Annotated in this window: 15 protein-coding genes and 2 pseudogenes; 5 read left to right on the forward strand and 12 right to left on the reverse strand. The window is 63.9% G+C overall.

All coding sequences use genetic code 11. From position 1 onward, the window contains the following. Positions 1–85 precede the first annotated feature (85 nt). Positions 86–550, forward strand: coding sequence for a phosphoribosyl-AMP cyclohydrolase (gene hisI, locus OJJ21_RS02955; protein ID WP_297682982.1), 465 nt, complete (start codon positions 86–88; stop codon positions 548–550). Between the two features lie 21 nt (positions 551–571). Here the strand turns inward: hisI and glp are convergent, their stop codons facing one another. From glp to OJJ21_RS02970, 3 genes are read right to left on the reverse strand one after another with little or no spacing between them, the layout of a single operon-like run. Continuing rightward, the gene (gene glp / locus OJJ21_RS02960; protein ID WP_297682984.1) at positions 572–1,840 is read right to left on the reverse strand and encodes a gephyrin-like molybdotransferase Glp; all 1,269 of its coding nucleotides are present in this window, start codon (positions 1,838–1,840) and stop codon (positions 572–574) included. Continuing rightward, positions 1,824–2,360 (reverse strand): molybdopterin-guanine dinucleotide biosynthesis protein B, encoded by a 537-nt coding sequence (mobB, locus tag OJJ21_RS02965; RefSeq protein ID WP_297682986.1) that lies wholly within the window; start codon positions 2,358–2,360, stop codon positions 1,824–1,826. The genes glp and mobB overlap by 17 nt, the downstream gene beginning before the upstream one ends. A gap of 10 nt (positions 2,361–2,370) precedes the next feature. Next, positions 2,371–4,419 carry a 4Fe-4S binding protein gene (locus tag OJJ21_RS02970; protein WP_297682988.1) on the reverse strand — a complete coding sequence of 683 codons (2,049 nt, stop codon included), beginning with the start codon at positions 4,417–4,419 and terminating at the stop codon, positions 2,371–2,373. A gap of 86 nt (positions 4,420–4,505) precedes the next feature. Between OJJ21_RS02970 and OJJ21_RS02975 the strand changes: the two genes are divergently transcribed. Both OJJ21_RS02975 and OJJ21_RS02980 read left to right on the forward strand, forming a co-directional pair. After that, complete coding sequence (locus tag OJJ21_RS02975) at positions 4,506–4,907, forward strand: cytochrome c family protein (protein WP_297682990.1); 402 nt, start codon at positions 4,506–4,508, stop codon at positions 4,905–4,907. Positions 4,908–4,976: 69 nt separating this feature from the next. Beyond that, complete coding sequence (locus OJJ21_RS02980; RefSeq protein ID WP_297682992.1) at positions 4,977–5,120, forward strand: hypothetical protein; 144 nt, start codon at positions 4,977–4,979, stop codon at positions 5,118–5,120. 21 nt (positions 5,121–5,141) lie between these two features. Here OJJ21_RS02980 and OJJ21_RS02985 read toward each other — a convergent pair whose 3' ends face one another. Continuing rightward, a complete protein-coding gene (locus tag OJJ21_RS02985) occupies positions 5,142–6,113 on the reverse strand; it encodes a WD40 repeat domain-containing protein (RefSeq protein ID WP_297682994.1) in 972 nt (323 codons plus the stop codon). Between the two features lie 223 nt (positions 6,114–6,336). Here OJJ21_RS02985 and OJJ21_RS02990 point away from each other — a divergent pair, with 223 nt between their 5' ends. Beyond that, positions 6,337–6,942, forward strand: coding sequence for a superoxide dismutase (locus OJJ21_RS02990; protein WP_297682996.1), 606 nt, complete (start codon positions 6,337–6,339; stop codon positions 6,940–6,942). 67 nt (positions 6,943–7,009) lie between these two features. Here OJJ21_RS02990 and OJJ21_RS02995 read toward each other — a convergent pair whose 3' ends face one another. The 6 genes and pseudogenes from OJJ21_RS02995 to OJJ21_RS24380 all read right to left on the reverse strand — a co-directional run. Beyond that, positions 7,010–7,981, reverse strand: coding sequence for a formate dehydrogenase subunit gamma (locus OJJ21_RS02995; RefSeq protein WP_297682998.1), 972 nt, complete (start codon positions 7,979–7,981; stop codon positions 7,010–7,012). Positions 7,982–8,004: 23 nt separating this feature from the next. Further along, the gene (fdh3B, locus tag OJJ21_RS03000) at positions 8,005–8,601 is read right to left on the reverse strand and encodes a formate dehydrogenase FDH3 subunit beta (RefSeq protein ID WP_297683000.1); all 597 of its coding nucleotides are present in this window, start codon (positions 8,599–8,601) and stop codon (positions 8,005–8,007) included. 23 nt (positions 8,602–8,624) lie between these two features. Beyond that, positions 8,625–11,525, reverse strand: coding sequence for a formate dehydrogenase subunit alpha (locus tag OJJ21_RS03005; protein ID WP_297683002.1), 2,901 nt, complete (start codon positions 11,523–11,525; stop codon positions 8,625–8,627). Between the two features lie 61 nt (positions 11,526–11,586). Further along, positions 11,587–11,799 carry a twin-arginine translocation signal domain-containing protein gene (locus tag OJJ21_RS03010; RefSeq protein ID WP_297683004.1) on the reverse strand — a complete coding sequence of 71 codons (213 nt, stop codon included), beginning with the start codon at positions 11,797–11,799 and terminating at the stop codon, positions 11,587–11,589. A gap of 34 nt (positions 11,800–11,833) precedes the next feature. Beyond that, on the reverse strand, positions 11,834–12,295 hold the full coding sequence (locus tag OJJ21_RS24375; RefSeq protein WP_366092294.1) for a molecular chaperone TorD family protein: 462 nt from the start codon (positions 12,293–12,295) through the stop codon (positions 11,834–11,836). A gap of 150 nt (positions 12,296–12,445) precedes the next feature. After that, a pseudogene (locus OJJ21_RS24380) lies at positions 12,446–12,643 on the reverse strand (helix-turn-helix domain-containing protein); the annotation flags it as partial. 240 nt (positions 12,644–12,883) lie between these two features. Between OJJ21_RS24380 and OJJ21_RS03020 the strand changes: the two are divergent. Further along, positions 12,884–14,077: pseudogene (locus tag OJJ21_RS03020) on the forward strand (cation:proton antiporter); the annotation flags it as partial. Between the two features lie 47 nt (positions 14,078–14,124). Here OJJ21_RS03020 and OJJ21_RS03025 read toward each other — a convergent pair. After that, positions 14,125–14,730, reverse strand: a complete 606-nt coding sequence (locus OJJ21_RS03025) for a DUF3306 domain-containing protein (RefSeq protein WP_297683008.1) — start codon at positions 14,728–14,730, stop codon at positions 14,125–14,127. Further along, the gene (locus OJJ21_RS03030) at positions 14,727–15,272 is read right to left on the reverse strand and encodes a DUF3305 domain-containing protein (protein ID WP_297683010.1); all 546 of its coding nucleotides are present in this window, start codon (positions 15,270–15,272) and stop codon (positions 14,727–14,729) included. The genes OJJ21_RS03025 and OJJ21_RS03030 overlap by 4 nt, the downstream gene beginning before the upstream one ends.

A 15,272-nucleotide genomic window follows, 5' to 3' on the forward strand; every position in this document is an offset into this window, starting at 1 on the left:
GGCCACCCGACGATATATAACGGCCATTCTTTCAAGAGCAATCCGGCATCACGGGTCCCCCGTCCGGCCGGCAGGAGCAAAGCCCGTGTTCGCCAAACGCGTCTCGATTGAGCAGGTTGAGGAAGGCAAGGATCTGGCGCCGAAATTCGACGCCGATGGCCTGATTGCCTGTGTCACCACCGCCGCCGAAAGCGGCGAGGTACTGATGCTGGGCTATATGAATGCCGAAGCTCTGCAGAAAACCATCGAGACCGGCGAGGCGCATTATTACAGCCGCAGCCGCAAGGTGCTGTGGCACAAGGGCGCCACTTCGGGCCTCGTGCAGAAAGTGGTCGAAATGCGCATCGACGACGACCAGGATGCCGTCTGGCTGCGCGTGACGATTCCGGGCGATGCCTCCTGCCATGTGGGCTATCGCTCCTGCTTCTACCGTTCGGTGCCGACCGGCACACCGGCCGACAAGCCGGTGGAGCTGACCTTCGAGGAGAACGAAAAGATGTTCGATCCGAAGGACGTCTACGGCGACGCGCCCAATCCTACAATTTTGTAGGGCCGACGATTCTGTAATCCGCTAAAGCCCGAGCGCCTCGTAAGGATAGAAGCGTGCGGGCTGGCCCGGCTCCAGTCGCAGCAGGTCTTCCGGCAGTTCCAGCAGCCCGTCGGTGCGCGTCAGCGACGTGATCACCCCGGCACCGTCGACGGGGTATTTCTCCGCCCGCCAGCCGCCCTTGCCGTCATCCTGCAGCGAGACCCGCACCCATTCGCGGCGGTCGGATTTCTTCTTGTAGGAAAAACCGGCCGTGACCGGGAAGCTGCGCATCGGCTTGGGATATGCACCGTTCAGGCGCTGCAGCAGCGGGCGGGCGAAAAAACAGAATGTCAGCAGGGCAGCCACCGGATTGCCCGGCAGGCCGAAAAACGGTATCCGGCCGATCTGGCCGAGCGCGACCGGCCGGCCCGGCTTGATCGCCAGGCGCCAGAAATCCAGCCGGCCATGCGCCTCGATGGCGGCCTTCACATGATCCTCGTCGCCAGTCGACACGCCGCCGGAACTGACCACCGCATCATGCTCCCGGGCCGCCTGGGCAAAAACACCGGCCAGATGGTCACGGCGGTCGGGCTGGATGCCAAGATCGTTCACCTTGCAGCCGGCCGCCGTCAGCAAGGCGGCCAGCAATGGCCGGTTGGCGTCATAAATGCCGCCATCGGGCAAGGCGCTGCCGGCCTCATGCACTTCGTCGCCGGTGGAGACCAGGGCCACGCGCAGCGGCCGATGCACCGCCAGCATGGCATGGCCGCCGGCCGCGGCCAGCGCCAGGTCGGCGGCCGTCAGGATATTGCCGGCCTTGAGCACGGTCTCGCCCTGCCGCAGATCCTCACCAGCCAGCCGGCGATTGGCGCCACGCCTGATGCCGGGACGGATCACCACGACATCGCCATCACGCGCGCAGTCTTCCTGCATCATCACGGTATCGGGACCGCCCGTTTCGCCGAATGGCATGACGGCGCCGGTCAGCATGCGAACGGCCGTGCCGCGCGGTTGCGGCCCCTCGAAAGGATGGCCGGCCGCGGCACGACCGATCACCCGCAGATGCGTTTCGCCGTCTGCGGAAAGATCATCATGATAAACCGCATAGCCATCGACGGCCGAATTGTCGCGCGGCGGCACGGCAACCTTCGCCACCAGCGAGGTGGCAAGAATGCGATTGTGGCACAGCGCCAGCGGCAGGGTCTCCATGGCAGCAATGGGGACAAGACGCTGGGTCAGTTCGGCCAGTGCATCGTCCAGCCGCATGAGCGCCCCGCCATGGGCGAAGCAGTCGTCACTCAGCTGCGCCACGGCGCGCCTCGCCCCGTGTGGCGGCCGGCCGGCCCATCCACGCCACGATGAAATCCGCCACCTGCTGCGGCCGGTTGGTATCCAGCTGCGGCACACTCAGATTCGGCACCGGCGCATCGCTGGCCACCGCAATCACGGCGGTATCCTCGATCTGCAGCATCGGCTTGCCAACGGAGGCGCGCCAGACTTCGATCTTGGCATGGCTCGATTTCTTGAAGCCTTCGACCAGCACCAGATCGACCGGGCTGAGCCGGGCCAGCAGCTCATCCAGTGTCGGCTCCGGTGCGTCGCGATGCTCATGCATGATGGCATAGCGTTTCGCCGAACTGATCAGCACCTCGCTGGCGCCGGCCTCGCGGTGGCGATAGGAATCCTTGCCCGGCTGGTCGACATCGAAGTCGTGGTGCGCATGCTTGATCGTGGAGACCTTCACGCCGCGCGCCGTGAGCAGCGGGATCAGTTCGGCCAGCAGGGTGGTCTTGCCCGACCCGCTCCAGCCGGAAATGCCCAGTACTTTCATGCCGGCACCTTCATGACGGCTTCTTGCCGGCCGCCTTCAGTTCGGCGGCGGCACGTTCGGTCAGGTAATCGTCGGTGGTGCGCACATCGGGTCGCGGCGCGCCGGCATAGGGATCCAGCTTGGTCTCGCTCTGCACGATGATGCGGCAGTCGGCACACATGCGCATGCGGTCGGCAATATCGCCGCCCTTGCCATACATCCAGTGCTTGCCTTCCAGTTTGGCAATCACCTTCTCGATGGAAGATTTTGTGCCGAACGGCTTGGCGCAGCGGATGCAGTGGAAGGGTTCTTCTTCCTTGATCAGCCGCGGACGGCCTGAAGCCGTGGTGAAATTCACCCGCGGTTCCAGTGCAATCACCTTCTCCGGGCAGGTCGTCTTGCACAGCCCGCATTGCACGCAGGCATCTTCAGTGAAACTGAGACGCGGGGTTTCCGGATCGTCGCTCAGCGCGCCGGTCGGGCAGGACGACACGCAGGCCAGGCACAAGGTGCAGCCTTCGGCATCGATCTGCAGATTGCCGAAAGGCGCGCCCGGCGGCAGGGCCACTGTGTCGACCGGCTGCGGTGCAACCGCATGCAGGTGCCGGAATGCCATTCGCGCCAGATCGCGGTTGCGGCCCATCGGCAGATAGCTGGCGCCGCTCGGGCCTTCGCGCCGCGGCAGGGCGGCCAGTGCGCTGCCCAGCTGGTCCGGATCGTCGGCCTCAATCAGGCCGAGCCGCCCGCCTTCATACCCCAGGCCGACCAGCACGCTTTCAGCCAGCGCCATCTGCTGGCCGATACCGGCGACATCGTCGCTGCGCCTGGCCGGCGCCAGCAGGCGCAGATCGGCGGCGCCGTAGGAAAAGGCGGAAGCCAGGAAAGCGACATTGCATTCGCCGAGCGCATGTACGGCAAAAGGCAGTACCCGGGCCGGCAGGCCGTCGCCATGACGGGCCAGCGCATCGATCAGCGGCGCGCCGTGTTTGGCATCGTGCAGCAGCACAACGGCCTGGCGCCCGCCGGCTTCGCGGTAGGCCAGCAGCAGGGCGCGCAGCTGTTCGGTCAGTGTCGCCGGCGGCGGCAGGCTGTATTCGGCCGCGCCGGTGGGGCAGACTGCACCGCAATTGCCGCAGCCACCGCAGATAAAGGGGTCGATGGCGACATGATCGCCGGCCGGGGTGATCGCGCCGGTCGGGCAGACATCCAGGCAGCGCGTGCAGCCGGTCTTCTTCGAACGGCTGTGGGCGCAGATTTCGGCATGGTAGCTGACATAGATCGGCTTCTCGAAACTGCCGGTCAGGTCGCTGGCCTCGAACAGGGCCCGGTGCACTGCCGCCGGATCCTTCGGATCGGGGCGGAAATAGCCGTCGCGCTTTTCATGCGCCGGAAACAGCGGCGTGCCGCCGGTGAGGTCGATGATGATATCGCATTTCGAGCTGGCCCCGTTGCGGGCCGGGCTGAACACCAGGCTGCGGCGCGACGATGGCAGCGGCAACGCATAATTGTCGACCACCAGCTCGAAGGCGCCCAGATGGCCGCGCGCACCGGCGATATGGCCCTGCACGACGGGCAGGTCCATCAGTGGCGGCGCCGCGACGTCTTTCGGGCGATCCAGCATGACGGTGACATCCAGCCGGCTGCTGAGCTGGCGCGCGGCGGCAATCGCCACCTCGTCGCGGCCATAGATCAGCGCCACGCCTTCCGATTTCATAGTGACGACCGGCAGCGCCGGAGACGGCACCGCAGCCGCCGCAATCAGCGCCGCCATTTTCGGGGTGGCATCGCCCGCTTCGGCGGACCAGCCGGCGGTTTCACGAATGTTGACGTAAGTGACGGGCGTCTGGCTTTCCAGCTCTTCGCGCTGCTCGTCGAACAGCGGACTTTCCTGGGTGCAGGCCACCGTCAGGGGCTCGCCGGCCTTCAGCGCGGCCTGGAACACGCCGATCTCGGCGCGGCAGAGCTGGGTCGCGACCTCGCCTGCGACACTCGCGCCACATGCCTTCGCCAGCGCCTTGCCATCCAGCGGCATGGTGCCTTCGCAGTTGCACACCAGGACGCGTTTTCCGTCCAGCCGCATGACCCGTTTTCCACCCGACAATCTGGTAAACTCAACATCTGAAACTATAGTGTTGAGGCAACAGGAAAACCAGCCGGAGGGTCCGGGTGCGTATCGTCATTTGGCTGCTGATTCCCGGGCTGCTCGCCTGCGCCGGGGCGGCATCGGCGCAGGTCGCCAAACCCGAGGACCTGGAGCCGCCGAGCGTGGAGCGCGGCGCCGAATTATGGGGCAAATGCCGGGCCTGCCACACCATCGAGGCCAGAGGCCGCAATATCGTCGGCCCGCGTCTCCATGGCGTGTTCGGCCGCAAGGCCGGCAGCGTCGCCGACTACCGCTATTCCGAGGCGATGAAGACGTCGTCTGTGGTCTGGACGGAGCAGACGATGGACGCCTATCTGGCCGCCACCCAGGACTTCATGCCGGGCAACAAGATGTATGGCGGGCTGGCCATCGCCCAGGATCGGGTCGATCTGATCGCTTGGCTCAGACAGGCCTCGTCTCAATAGCCAAGCTCTTCCCATTGGTCTGCGAAATCCTATATAATTTAGTTGTATCAATACTTTGGAGGTCGCCCCATGAAAGCCTTCGTTTCCGGCCTGATCGCCGCCCTGGTTATTGCCATCGGCGCCGCCTTCATTCTGCAGACGGTCAACAAGCCCGCCGATGTCGCCTTCAGCACGGAAGGCGCACGCGTCACCCACGAGACGCATCAGAATTAAACCGGACTTCGCTGTTGCGGTTCAGGATTTCGGCGCGGGAATCAACGCGCCTGTTTCCAGCGACCAGACTTTGATCACCGTATCGTAGCCGCCCGACACGGCGCGCTTGCCGTCCGGCGTGAAGGCAACCGACCAGACCGGCTTTTCATGGCCGGCGAACTGCTTGAGCTGGCGACCCTCTTTCAGATCCCACAAACGCATCAGACGATCCCCGCCGCCCGACAACGCGTAGCGGCCATCTTTCGAAATCGCAATCGAGGTAATGAAGCTGCCATGGCCAGGCAGTCTGCCGCTTTCGCGTTGCGCGGCCAGGTCCCAGCGTTTGATCGCGCCATCGGTGCTGCCGGTGAAAGCGGTCTTGCCATCAGGCATCACAGCCACAGCATTCACGCTGGCCTGATGCCCGGTCATCACGGCAAGCTCCCTGCCGCTGGCGACCTCCCACAGGCGGACGGTCCGGTCGTAAGCCACCGAAACCAGCTGCTTGTCATCCATGGCAAAGGCAACCTGCATCACGTTGGCGTCGTGACCCTCGAAGCTGCGCTCCAGCGCATTGGTCGACAGGTTCCACAGCTTGACTGTGCGGTCCCAGCTGGCGGTTGCCAATCGGCGGCCATCGCGACTGAGCGCCATGCCGGCGATATTGTTGACATGGCCGGTGAGCCTGGCGATTTCCCTGCCGCTGTTCAGATCCCAACGGATCACCATGTGATCCCAGCTGGCCGATAGCGCGCTTTTGCCATCGGGCAGAAAGACCACGGCATTGACGCTGGCTGTGTGGCCGTCCAGCACCTTCAGCTCGCTCTGCCTGCCAAGATCCCAGAGCCGCACGGTGTAATCCCAGCTCGCCGAGAGCAGGCGTTTGCCATCGGCCGAAACCGCCACGGCATTGACCATGGCACCATGGCCGGTCATATCGGCCCTCGCCGCATCTGCCGGCAAACCGGTCGCCAGAGCAAGCGCGGCAATAGCCGCATAATGCCGCAACGTCATCCGCCGCATCCTGTGCAACTTTTCCATTCCGATGGCGTTTATCATGCCTGCATGCGCCTGCATTGCAAGCGCGCCTGCGCCCGGACCGGTCACAGCTGCGACGGCCACCGCCGCACCGTCACAGCCCGGCCACGTAAAAACCGCATCATATTGCTGCGCAGAAGCGTTCCGCCCTATATGAGGCGGGTATCCCAGACGACCAGCACATCATAAGGAGTGAATAATGAGCGCCCCCTTCACCATGAAGCCCCTGCCCTATGCCGATGACGCCCTGGATCCGGTGATTTCCGCCCAGACCATCGGCTTTCATTATGGCAAGCATCACACCACCTATCTCAATACCCTGAACAAGCTGATTGCCGACGAGCCGTCGCTTCAGGGCAAGAGCCTGGCCGAAATCGTCAGGGCCACACATGGCAAGCCGGACAGAACCGCGATCTTCAACAATGCCGGTCAGGTGTGGAATCACGATTTCTACTGGCAGAGCCTGTCGCCCAAGGGCGGCGGAAAACCGGGCGGCCGCATCGCCGAGATGATCAAGGACAGTTTCGGTGATTATGACAAGTTCAAGAGTGAATTCGCCAATACCGGCGTGACCCAGTTCGGTTCCGGCTGGGCGTGGCTTTGCCTGGAAGGCGGCAAGCTGGTGCTAAAGAAAACCGCGAATGCGGAAAACCCGCTGCATATGAATGGCGTGACGCCGCTGCTCACCCTCGATGTCTGGGAACACGCCTATTATCTGGATTACCAGAACAAGCGGCCCGACCATCTGAACGCCGCCATCGACAAACTGCTGAACTGGGAATTCGCCGAAAAGAATCTCGGCTGACGCAACCGGCACAAAAAGAAAGGGCGGTGGAAATCCACCGCCCTTTTCGTTTGGTTCGCCTGCCAGTCTAGTCGTCGCCCGCGCCACGCGCGGTAACGTCCTTGACCCACAGACTGTGATGCTCGCGCGCCCAGTTCACGTCGACCTGGCCGCTGCCCATCGCATCGAAAGCGCCCTCCATGCCGATGCTGCCGATATAGATATGGGCGAGGATCACCGCCACCATCAGGATGCCGGCAATGGCGTGGACCAGCTGCGCCAGCTGCATGCCGGCGATATCGGTGACGTAGAAAGGAAACATCAGCATATAGCCGCTGACTGCCAAGGCGGCGGCACCCAGCACAACCAGCCAGAAGATGATCTTCTGGCCACCGTTGAACTTGCCGGCCGGCGGATGCACACCTTTCTGCAGCAGCCCGCCACCCTGGCGAAACCACTCCATGTCGATGGCATTGAAGATGTTGTGGCGAATCCACAGCACCGCCATCAGCAGCACGCCCAGCACGAAGGGGAAGCTGAGGAAGTTATGCGCCAGCTTGCCGAAGGCGGTGAGCCCAGTGAAAGCCTCCGGACCCATCACAGGCAGCAGCAGACTGCGGCCGAACGAGATGTTGAGGCCGCTCAGCCCCAGGATGACGAAGCAGATCGCTGTCAGCCAGTGAGCAAAGCGTTCGATGCCCTTGAAGCGTTCGATGGTGCGGCCCGACATGCCATGCTCGATCTTGATACGGCCGCGGATCGCCAGGAAAGCGGCAAGCGCCACCACGGTGAGCACCAGCAGCCAGCCGCCGGCCGATTTGACCGGACCTTCCAGCGTCTGGCGCCAGTCGCGACCCTGCGGCTGGATCAGCACGCCTGACTTGGCATCGGGAATCGAAACACGACCGGTGACGGGCCCGCCCTTGAGCTGCAGCAACAGCGCAGCCTCGTCGGCCGGGGCCTGCTGCTGGGCCGAAGCCGGCGCAACGGAACCGAGGCTGAGCATGATACCAAAGGCGAGCGCAGCCCAGATCGTGCGCTTGATGTTGAAAAGGCGCATCTTGTGTCTCCCTTGAACTGCGATCAGGCCGCGGTGCCGGACTTGTAGGCCGTCGCCCAGCCCCAGGCACCGGAGCCATAGCCACGACGGCTGACGCGCTCCTTGTAAATCTGGGCGATCACATCGCCGTCGCCGGCGAGCAGTGCCTTGGTCGAGCACATCTCGGCGCAGAGCGGCAGCTTGCCTTCGGCCAGACGGTTGGCGCCGTATTTGGCATATTCTTCCTTGGTGTTGTCGGCTTCCGGACCGCCGGCGCAGAAAGTGCACTTGTCCATCTTGCCGCGGCTGCCGAAGTTGCCGACCTGCGGATACTGCGGCGCGCCGAACGGGCAGGCGTAGAAGCAGTAGCCGCAGCCGATGCACAGGTCCTTGGAATGCAGGACCACGCCTTCATCGGTCTTGTAGAAGCAGTCGACCGGGCAGACGGCCATGCAGGGTGCATCTTCGCAATGCATGCAGGCCATCGAGATGGAGCGTTCGCCCTTGGCGCCGTCATTCAGCGTGACGACGCGGCGGCGATTGATGCCCCACGGCACTTCATTTTCGTTCTTGCAGGCGGTGACGCAGGCGTTGCATTCGATGCAGCGCTCGGAGTCGCAGAGGAATTTCATGCGGGCCATGGTGTATCTCCCCTAACCTTCGCTCAGGCCGCTTCGATGCGGCAGAGCGTGGCCTTGTTCTCATGCATATGGGTGACCGGGTCGTAGCCGTAGGTGGTCACGCCGTTGACCGATTCACCGAGCACGATTGGATCGGCGCCCGGCGGATAGTTCTTGCGCTGGTCCACACCCTGCCAGAAGCCGGAGAAGTGGAACGGCATGAAGGCAACGCCTTTGCCGACGCGCGGCGTCACCATGGCTTTGACCCTGGCCTTGGCGTTGTTTTCCGGACCGTAGACCCAGACATTCTGGCCTTCCTTGATGCCAAGGCGGGCCGCGTCTTCCGGGTTGATCTCGACGAACATGTTCTGCTGCAACTCGGCCAGCCACTTGTTCGACCGGGTTTCTTCGCCACCGCCCTCGTATTCCACGAGACGACCGGAGGTGAGGATGATCGGGAAATCCTTGCTGACATCCTTGTCCTGGATGCTCTTGCCCAGATGCGGCAGACGATAATCGCGGCGGTCGGCCATCGCCGGATACTTGGCGACAAGGTCGCGCCGCGAGGTATAGATCGGCTCGCGATGCACCGGGATCGGATCGGGCAGACCGAAGGCATTGGCGCGCGCCTTGGCATTACCCATCGCCTGCACGCCATGCGCCATGGTGACGCGAATGATGCCGCAGCTCAGGTCGATCGCCCAGCCGACCGCATCCGGATTGTTGCCGCCGATCTTCTCGATCGTGGCGCGTTCCGCGTCGGTCAGCTCCTTGTCCCAGCCCATCTTCTTGAGCAGGCCATAGGTGAACTCGGGGTGGCCGTCCTGGATTTCCGAACCCAGCGGGTAGGACCCATCGGCCAGCAGCGACACGCCATTGCGCTCGACACCGAAACGGGCGCGGAAGGCGCCGCCGCCGTCTTTCACCGGCAGGTTGGTATTGTAAAGCACATGGGTGCCCGGATGTTTCATCTCCGGCGTGCCCCAACAGGGCCACGGCAGACCATAGAATTCGCCCTTGAGCGGGCCCTTGGTGGCGCGCAGCGACACGATGTCGAAGTCGCCCTGGTTCGCCATATGCTCCTTCAGGCGCTCCGGCGACTGGCCGGAATAGCCGATCGAGATGGTGCCCTTGTTGATCTCGCGCAGGATGTCTTCGACGTTCGGTTCGTCGCCCTCGTCGATCTTGATGTTCTTGAACAGCTCCTGCTCGAAACCGAGCTTCTTGGCCAGCTTGTACAGAATCCAGTGATCGGGCTTCGATTCGAAGACCGGCTTGACGATCTGTTCGCCCCACTGCAGCGAGCGATTCGAGGCGGTGCGTGAGCCGCGCGTCTCAAGCTGGGTGCAGGCCGGCAGCAGGTAGGTGCCGTTCTTGCGGTCCGGCAGGGCCGCGGCTGTGGTCGGATGCGGGTCGACCACGACCATCAGCTCGACCTTTTCCATGCCGGTGCGCATCTCGGGCATGCGCGGCACGGTGTTACCGCCATGGCCCCAGAAGAACATCGCCTTCACGTTGTCGGGCTGCTCCAAGTCCTTCTTGTCGATCATGACAGCATCGAACCAGCGGGTCGACGGGATGCCCTTGGTCTCCATGAACTTCTTGTCCTGGAAGCGGCTGAGCACCCAATTGTAGTCGACATCCCAGACGCGCGACCAATGCTTCCAGGCGCCTTCGACCAGGCCGTAATAGGCCGGCAGACTGGTGACGTCCAGGCCAAGATCCGTACAACCCTGAACATTGCAATGGCCGCGGAAGATGTTGGCACCGCCGCCTTCCACGCCGATGTTGCCGAGCGCGAGCTGCAGGATCGACAGCGCACGCACGTTGGCGGTGCCGACGGTATGCTGCGTCACGCCCATGCACCAGATCAGGGTGCCGGGCTTGTTCTTTGCCATCAGCTCGGCGACGCGCTTCATCTGCTCGCCGGGAACGCCGGTGACCTTCTCGGTCTCCTCCGGAGTCCACTTGGCGACTTCGGCGCGGATATCATCCATGCCGTAGACGCGCTGGCGGATGTATTCCTTGTCCTCCCAGCCGTTCTGGAAGATGTGCCAGAGCAGGCCCCAGATCACCGGGATATCGGTTCCGGGACGGATGCGCATGTATTCGGTGGCGTGCGCGGCCGTGCGCGTGAAGCGCGGATCGATCACCACCATCGGCGCGCGATTCTTTTCCTTGCCGCGCAGCACATGCTGCAGCGACACCGGATGCGCCTCGGCGGGGTTGCCGCCCATGATCACGATGCATTTCGAATTGTGAATGTCGTTATACGAATTGGTCATCGCGCCGTAGCCCCAGGTATTGGCTACGCCGGCGACAGTGGTCGAATGGCAGATACGCGCCTGGTGGTCGATATTGTTGGTGCCCCAGAAGGCGGCGAATTTGCGGAACAGGTAGCCGCCTTCGTTGGAGAATTTGGCCGAGCCGAGCCAGTAGGCCGATTCCGGACCGGACTTCTGGCGGATTTCCAGCAGCTTGTCGCCGATCTCGTTGATCGCGGTATCCCAGCTGATGCGGGTCCATTTCCCGTCGACCAGCTTCATCGGATATTTAAGGCGACGGTCGCCATGGGTGAGTTCGCGGATCGAGGCGCCCTTGGCGCAATGGGTGCCGAGATTGATCGGGCTGTCCCAGGTCGGTTCCTGCCCGACCCAGACACCGTTCTCGACTTCGGCGGTCACGGTGCAGCCGACCGAGCAATGGGTGCAGATATTCTTCTTCTTGACGAGATTGGCGCTCGATGAGGGCGCTGCTTTGGCAGTCTTGACCATTGCCGGCGTCAGCGCCGAAATGGCAGCCAGACCACCAGCAGCAAGACCCGAAGCCTTCAGAAAGCCACGGCGATCCATTGTCTGCAGGGCGGCGCCGGCCAGGATGCCGGACAGTTTGCCGCCGGCCTTCTGAGGCGCGGCGCCAGTGGTAGAGCTTTTCTTGATCAACATCGGGGCGTCTCCCTAAGACGGGACTTGGGAATGGGCTGGTCGCGGGCCTGAACGTGCCGGCTCAGAGCCGGTTGCTGTCGTAATAGCGCTTCACGTGCTCGGTTTCCTTGTAGCGCTGCTTCTTGCGGGTCTCGGCATTCTCGGCAGCCTCGGCGCTGGTCGGCGCAACGACAACGCCGGCCACGGCAGCCGCGGCAGCGCCCACGCCTGCGGTGCGCAGGAAACTGCGACGATCGAGGGCATCTTTCTTCTCAGCGGATTTGTCTTTGCTCATGGCGGGTCCCTCCGTACGCGTGTGTGCCGGCCGCTCAGGCGGCCATGGCAAAGGCCTGATTTTCGATGGTGACGAACAACCGGCCGGCTGTGCCGAGCGGTCGATAGAGTTTCGCGCTGGGCGCCAGTTCGAGATCGGTGAAGAACCGCTCGCCCCAGGGCGCCAAATGCTGGCGGAACAGGCGTTCCTGCGTCGCCAGCTCGGCCGGACCGCGGCCTTCGCCGCCGCGGATCAGCAGGGCCATCAATTCGCACAGCGCGCCCATATGGTCCTCGGGTTCGGCGACATGATCGGCCCGGGCATAACCCAGCTTCTCCATGTCGCCGCGCAGCTTGGCGAGCGGGCGTTCGTACAGAAAGCCGGTGCGGTAGAAAGAGGCATAGGGCACCAGTTCGCCGCGCGGCAGCCCGATGAACAGCGTGTCGTATTCGTCCTGGGCGCGTTCCAGCGAGGTGGTGCGGGCCGCTTCGGCCAGACTGGCGAGCGCCTGACCCATTGGGCTGCTGTCGCCCCTGAGCTGGGCCAGCGCGGTCAGCAGCGCAGTATCGGGACGGCGCGCCAGGCCGCGGCCGAGCAATGCGTAAATCTGGGCGCGCCAGAGGTCTTCCTCGGCAATCGCCGGCAACGCATCGGGCGCCTGGGCGTCGGGATAGAGGTCGGGGCGCAGAGCGTGGCGCGTCACCTGGCCGCCGGTGGCGGTCTCGATGGCCAGGACATACTCGCCCGGCACCCGCTCGGCCTTGTTCAGCCAGTGCCAGACATTGGCCTGCTTCACGCCGAGCAGCCGGGCCAGTTGCGTCTGGCCCCCTACAATTTCAATCGCGTTCGAGAGTGCGCTGGTCACGAATCCCTTCCTGCCGGCGTTAACTTACAAACTGATTTGTCGGGCGCCAATCAAAATCGGCATAACCTGCTGATATTTCAGGGTTTTTGCTGCACCTGCGAAATTTTGAGAGCGATTCTTATTCGCAGTTTATAAGGATTTTAAACTGGAGCAGCGATGTATTAACCGCTGGGCAACTACCTGTATTCCCTGAGAGTTCGACGACCGCCCATCATTCTGTAGCGTAAGGATTTGACCGGCATGCCGCATGACGCCCCGCTGATCACCATGCTGGCTCTCGCATTCGTGATTGCGTTTGCCTTCGGCATGATCGCGCAGCAGTTTCGGCTCTCGCCGCTGGTCGGCTACCTGCTGGCCGGCATTGCCGTGGGTCCGCACACACCGGGCTTCGTCGCCGACAGCGTGCTGGCGCAGCAGCTGGCCGAGATCGGCGTGATCCTGCTGATGTTCGGCGTCGGCCTGCATTTCTCGCCTGCCGACCTGATACGCGTGCGCTGGATCGCCATTCCCGGTGCGCTGGCGCAGATTGCCGTCGCCACCCTGCTCGGCTTCGGCATCGCGCAGCTGTTCGGCTGGGGCCTCGGCGGCGGCCTGGTCTTCGGGCTGGCGCTGTCGGTCGCCAGCACCGTGGTGCTGTTGCGGGCGCTCGAGGCGCGCGGCGAGGTCGACACTGACCAGGGCCGCATCGCGGTCGGCTGGCTGCTGGTCGAGGATATCCTGATGATCGTGGCGCTGCTGCTGCTGCCGGTTTTCGCCGATCTGCTGGGCGACCGCCCGAGCAGCAGCGACAGCAGCCTGGCGCTGACGCTCCTGATGACGGCAGTGAAAGTGGCGCTCTTTGCCGCACTGGCGCTGGTGGTCGGCAAACGCGCGATTCCCTGGCTGCTGCAACATGTCGCCGACACCGGTTCGCGCGAACTGTTCACGCTGGCGGTGCTGGCTTGCGCGCTCGGCATCGCCTTTGGCGCCGCCATGCTGTTCGACGTCTCGTTTGCGCTCGGCGCTTTCTTCGCCGGCGTGATCATGAACGAATCTGACCTCAGTCATGATGCCGCGCAGCGCTCGCTGCCGTTTCAGGATGCCTTCGCCGTATTGTTCTTCGTCTCGGTCGGCATGCTGTTCGAACCTGCCATCGTGTTCGAGGCGCCGCTCGCCCTGCTGGCGGTGGTACTGATCATCGTCCTGGGTAAATCGATTGCCGCCTTCCTGATCGTGCTGGCCTTCCGTCACCCGCTGACCACGGCGCTGACGGTCTCGGCCAGCCTGGCGCAGATCGGCGAATTCTCCTTCATCCTGGCCGGACTGGGCGTGTCCTTCGGGCTGCTGCCCGCGGAAGGCCGCGACCTGATCCTGGCCGGCGCGCTGCTGTCGATTGCGCTCAATCCGCTGCTGTTCCGCGCGCTGGAGCCGCTGGAAGACTGGCTGCGCGCACGGCCGGATCTGCTGCGTCGGCTCGGCGCCGACAAGGAGGACGGCAGGTCCTAGCTGGGCAATGCCCCGCCATGCCGGCGGCGCGACAGCGACACTGCCGGCTCAGCTTCAACCGGCGCAGCTTCGACTGCCGGCTCAGGCCGGGAGACCTGCGCCACGGGCCGCTCATCCGGAACCGGCAAGGCCTGCTGCGGCTCGGCCGCTGCCTCCGGAACCGCCGGCGGCTCGTCTTCCGGCTTCGGCTCCTGGCTGAATCCCGAAAAGACCTTCTGCGCCATCTTCACCACATCGTCGCCCGGCAGCAGGTCGCCATAGCCCGGCGCGGTGAAATCCCAGTTGTAGTCGACCAGTGGCTGGTAATTCACCACGCTGGGCTCGACCAGCCAAAGTTTGCGCAAAGCCGCGGCCTTCAGGGCCGGGGGCACGCCCTTGCGCAGGAACAGGCTGAAATCGCTTTCGGCTGTCAGGCTGTCGATCGGCGGCAGCGAAGCCAGATCGATTTCGGGTTCGGCCTCGGTTTCCACGGCAGGGACAGCGTCCGTTTCCGGCGCCTGTTCCTGGCGCCGGATCTCGGCCTTGCGGCGCGACCAGCGCGACAGGAAGCTGCCGGCTTCCGCGTCGGTCGGGTCGGGCTTGCTGCGGTCGTCGCTGCTCATTCGTCTTCCGGCACCTGTCGCAACGGATCGGATTCGTAAAGCCGCGTGCGCCGCGCCAGCGCTTCGGGGTCGGCGCGGTCACGCTTGCGCTTGTAATGCTCTTTCGTGGGCGGGTGGCGGCGCACGTAATCCTGCATCCATTCCAGGATCGCCGTCGGCATCGGCACGAAATCGACAATGTCGTCGCCGGTATCGTTATGGGCATGCGCTTCACCCGGGTCGACCGAAGCGCCGTACAGGGCAATGCCAGGTTCCACATCGCTGTTGCGCAGGAAGACCCAGACAGCGGGCTGCGCGCTTTCGATATTGTAGACGTAGGTCTCGCTTTCATGGCGATACAGCGCCAGTTCGGCATCGCCGGCATAGAACTGCACCCAGCCTTCGCCCTCGGCCAGCCTGGTCCAGGGCGCCGAGTCCGGTACGCCGGGCAGCACCTGCACCGGGCGCCAGCTGTAATCCTTCCAGGGATTGTCGAGCTTGCGACGCTCCAGGATCACACCGACGCGGCGGATTTCGGTTTCAGGCGGCAGGATATCGGTCAT

It is taken from the genome of Ferrovibrio sp. (assembly GCF_025869515.1).
Lineage (GTDB): Bacteria > Pseudomonadota > Alphaproteobacteria > Ferrovibrionales > Ferrovibrionaceae > Ferrovibrio.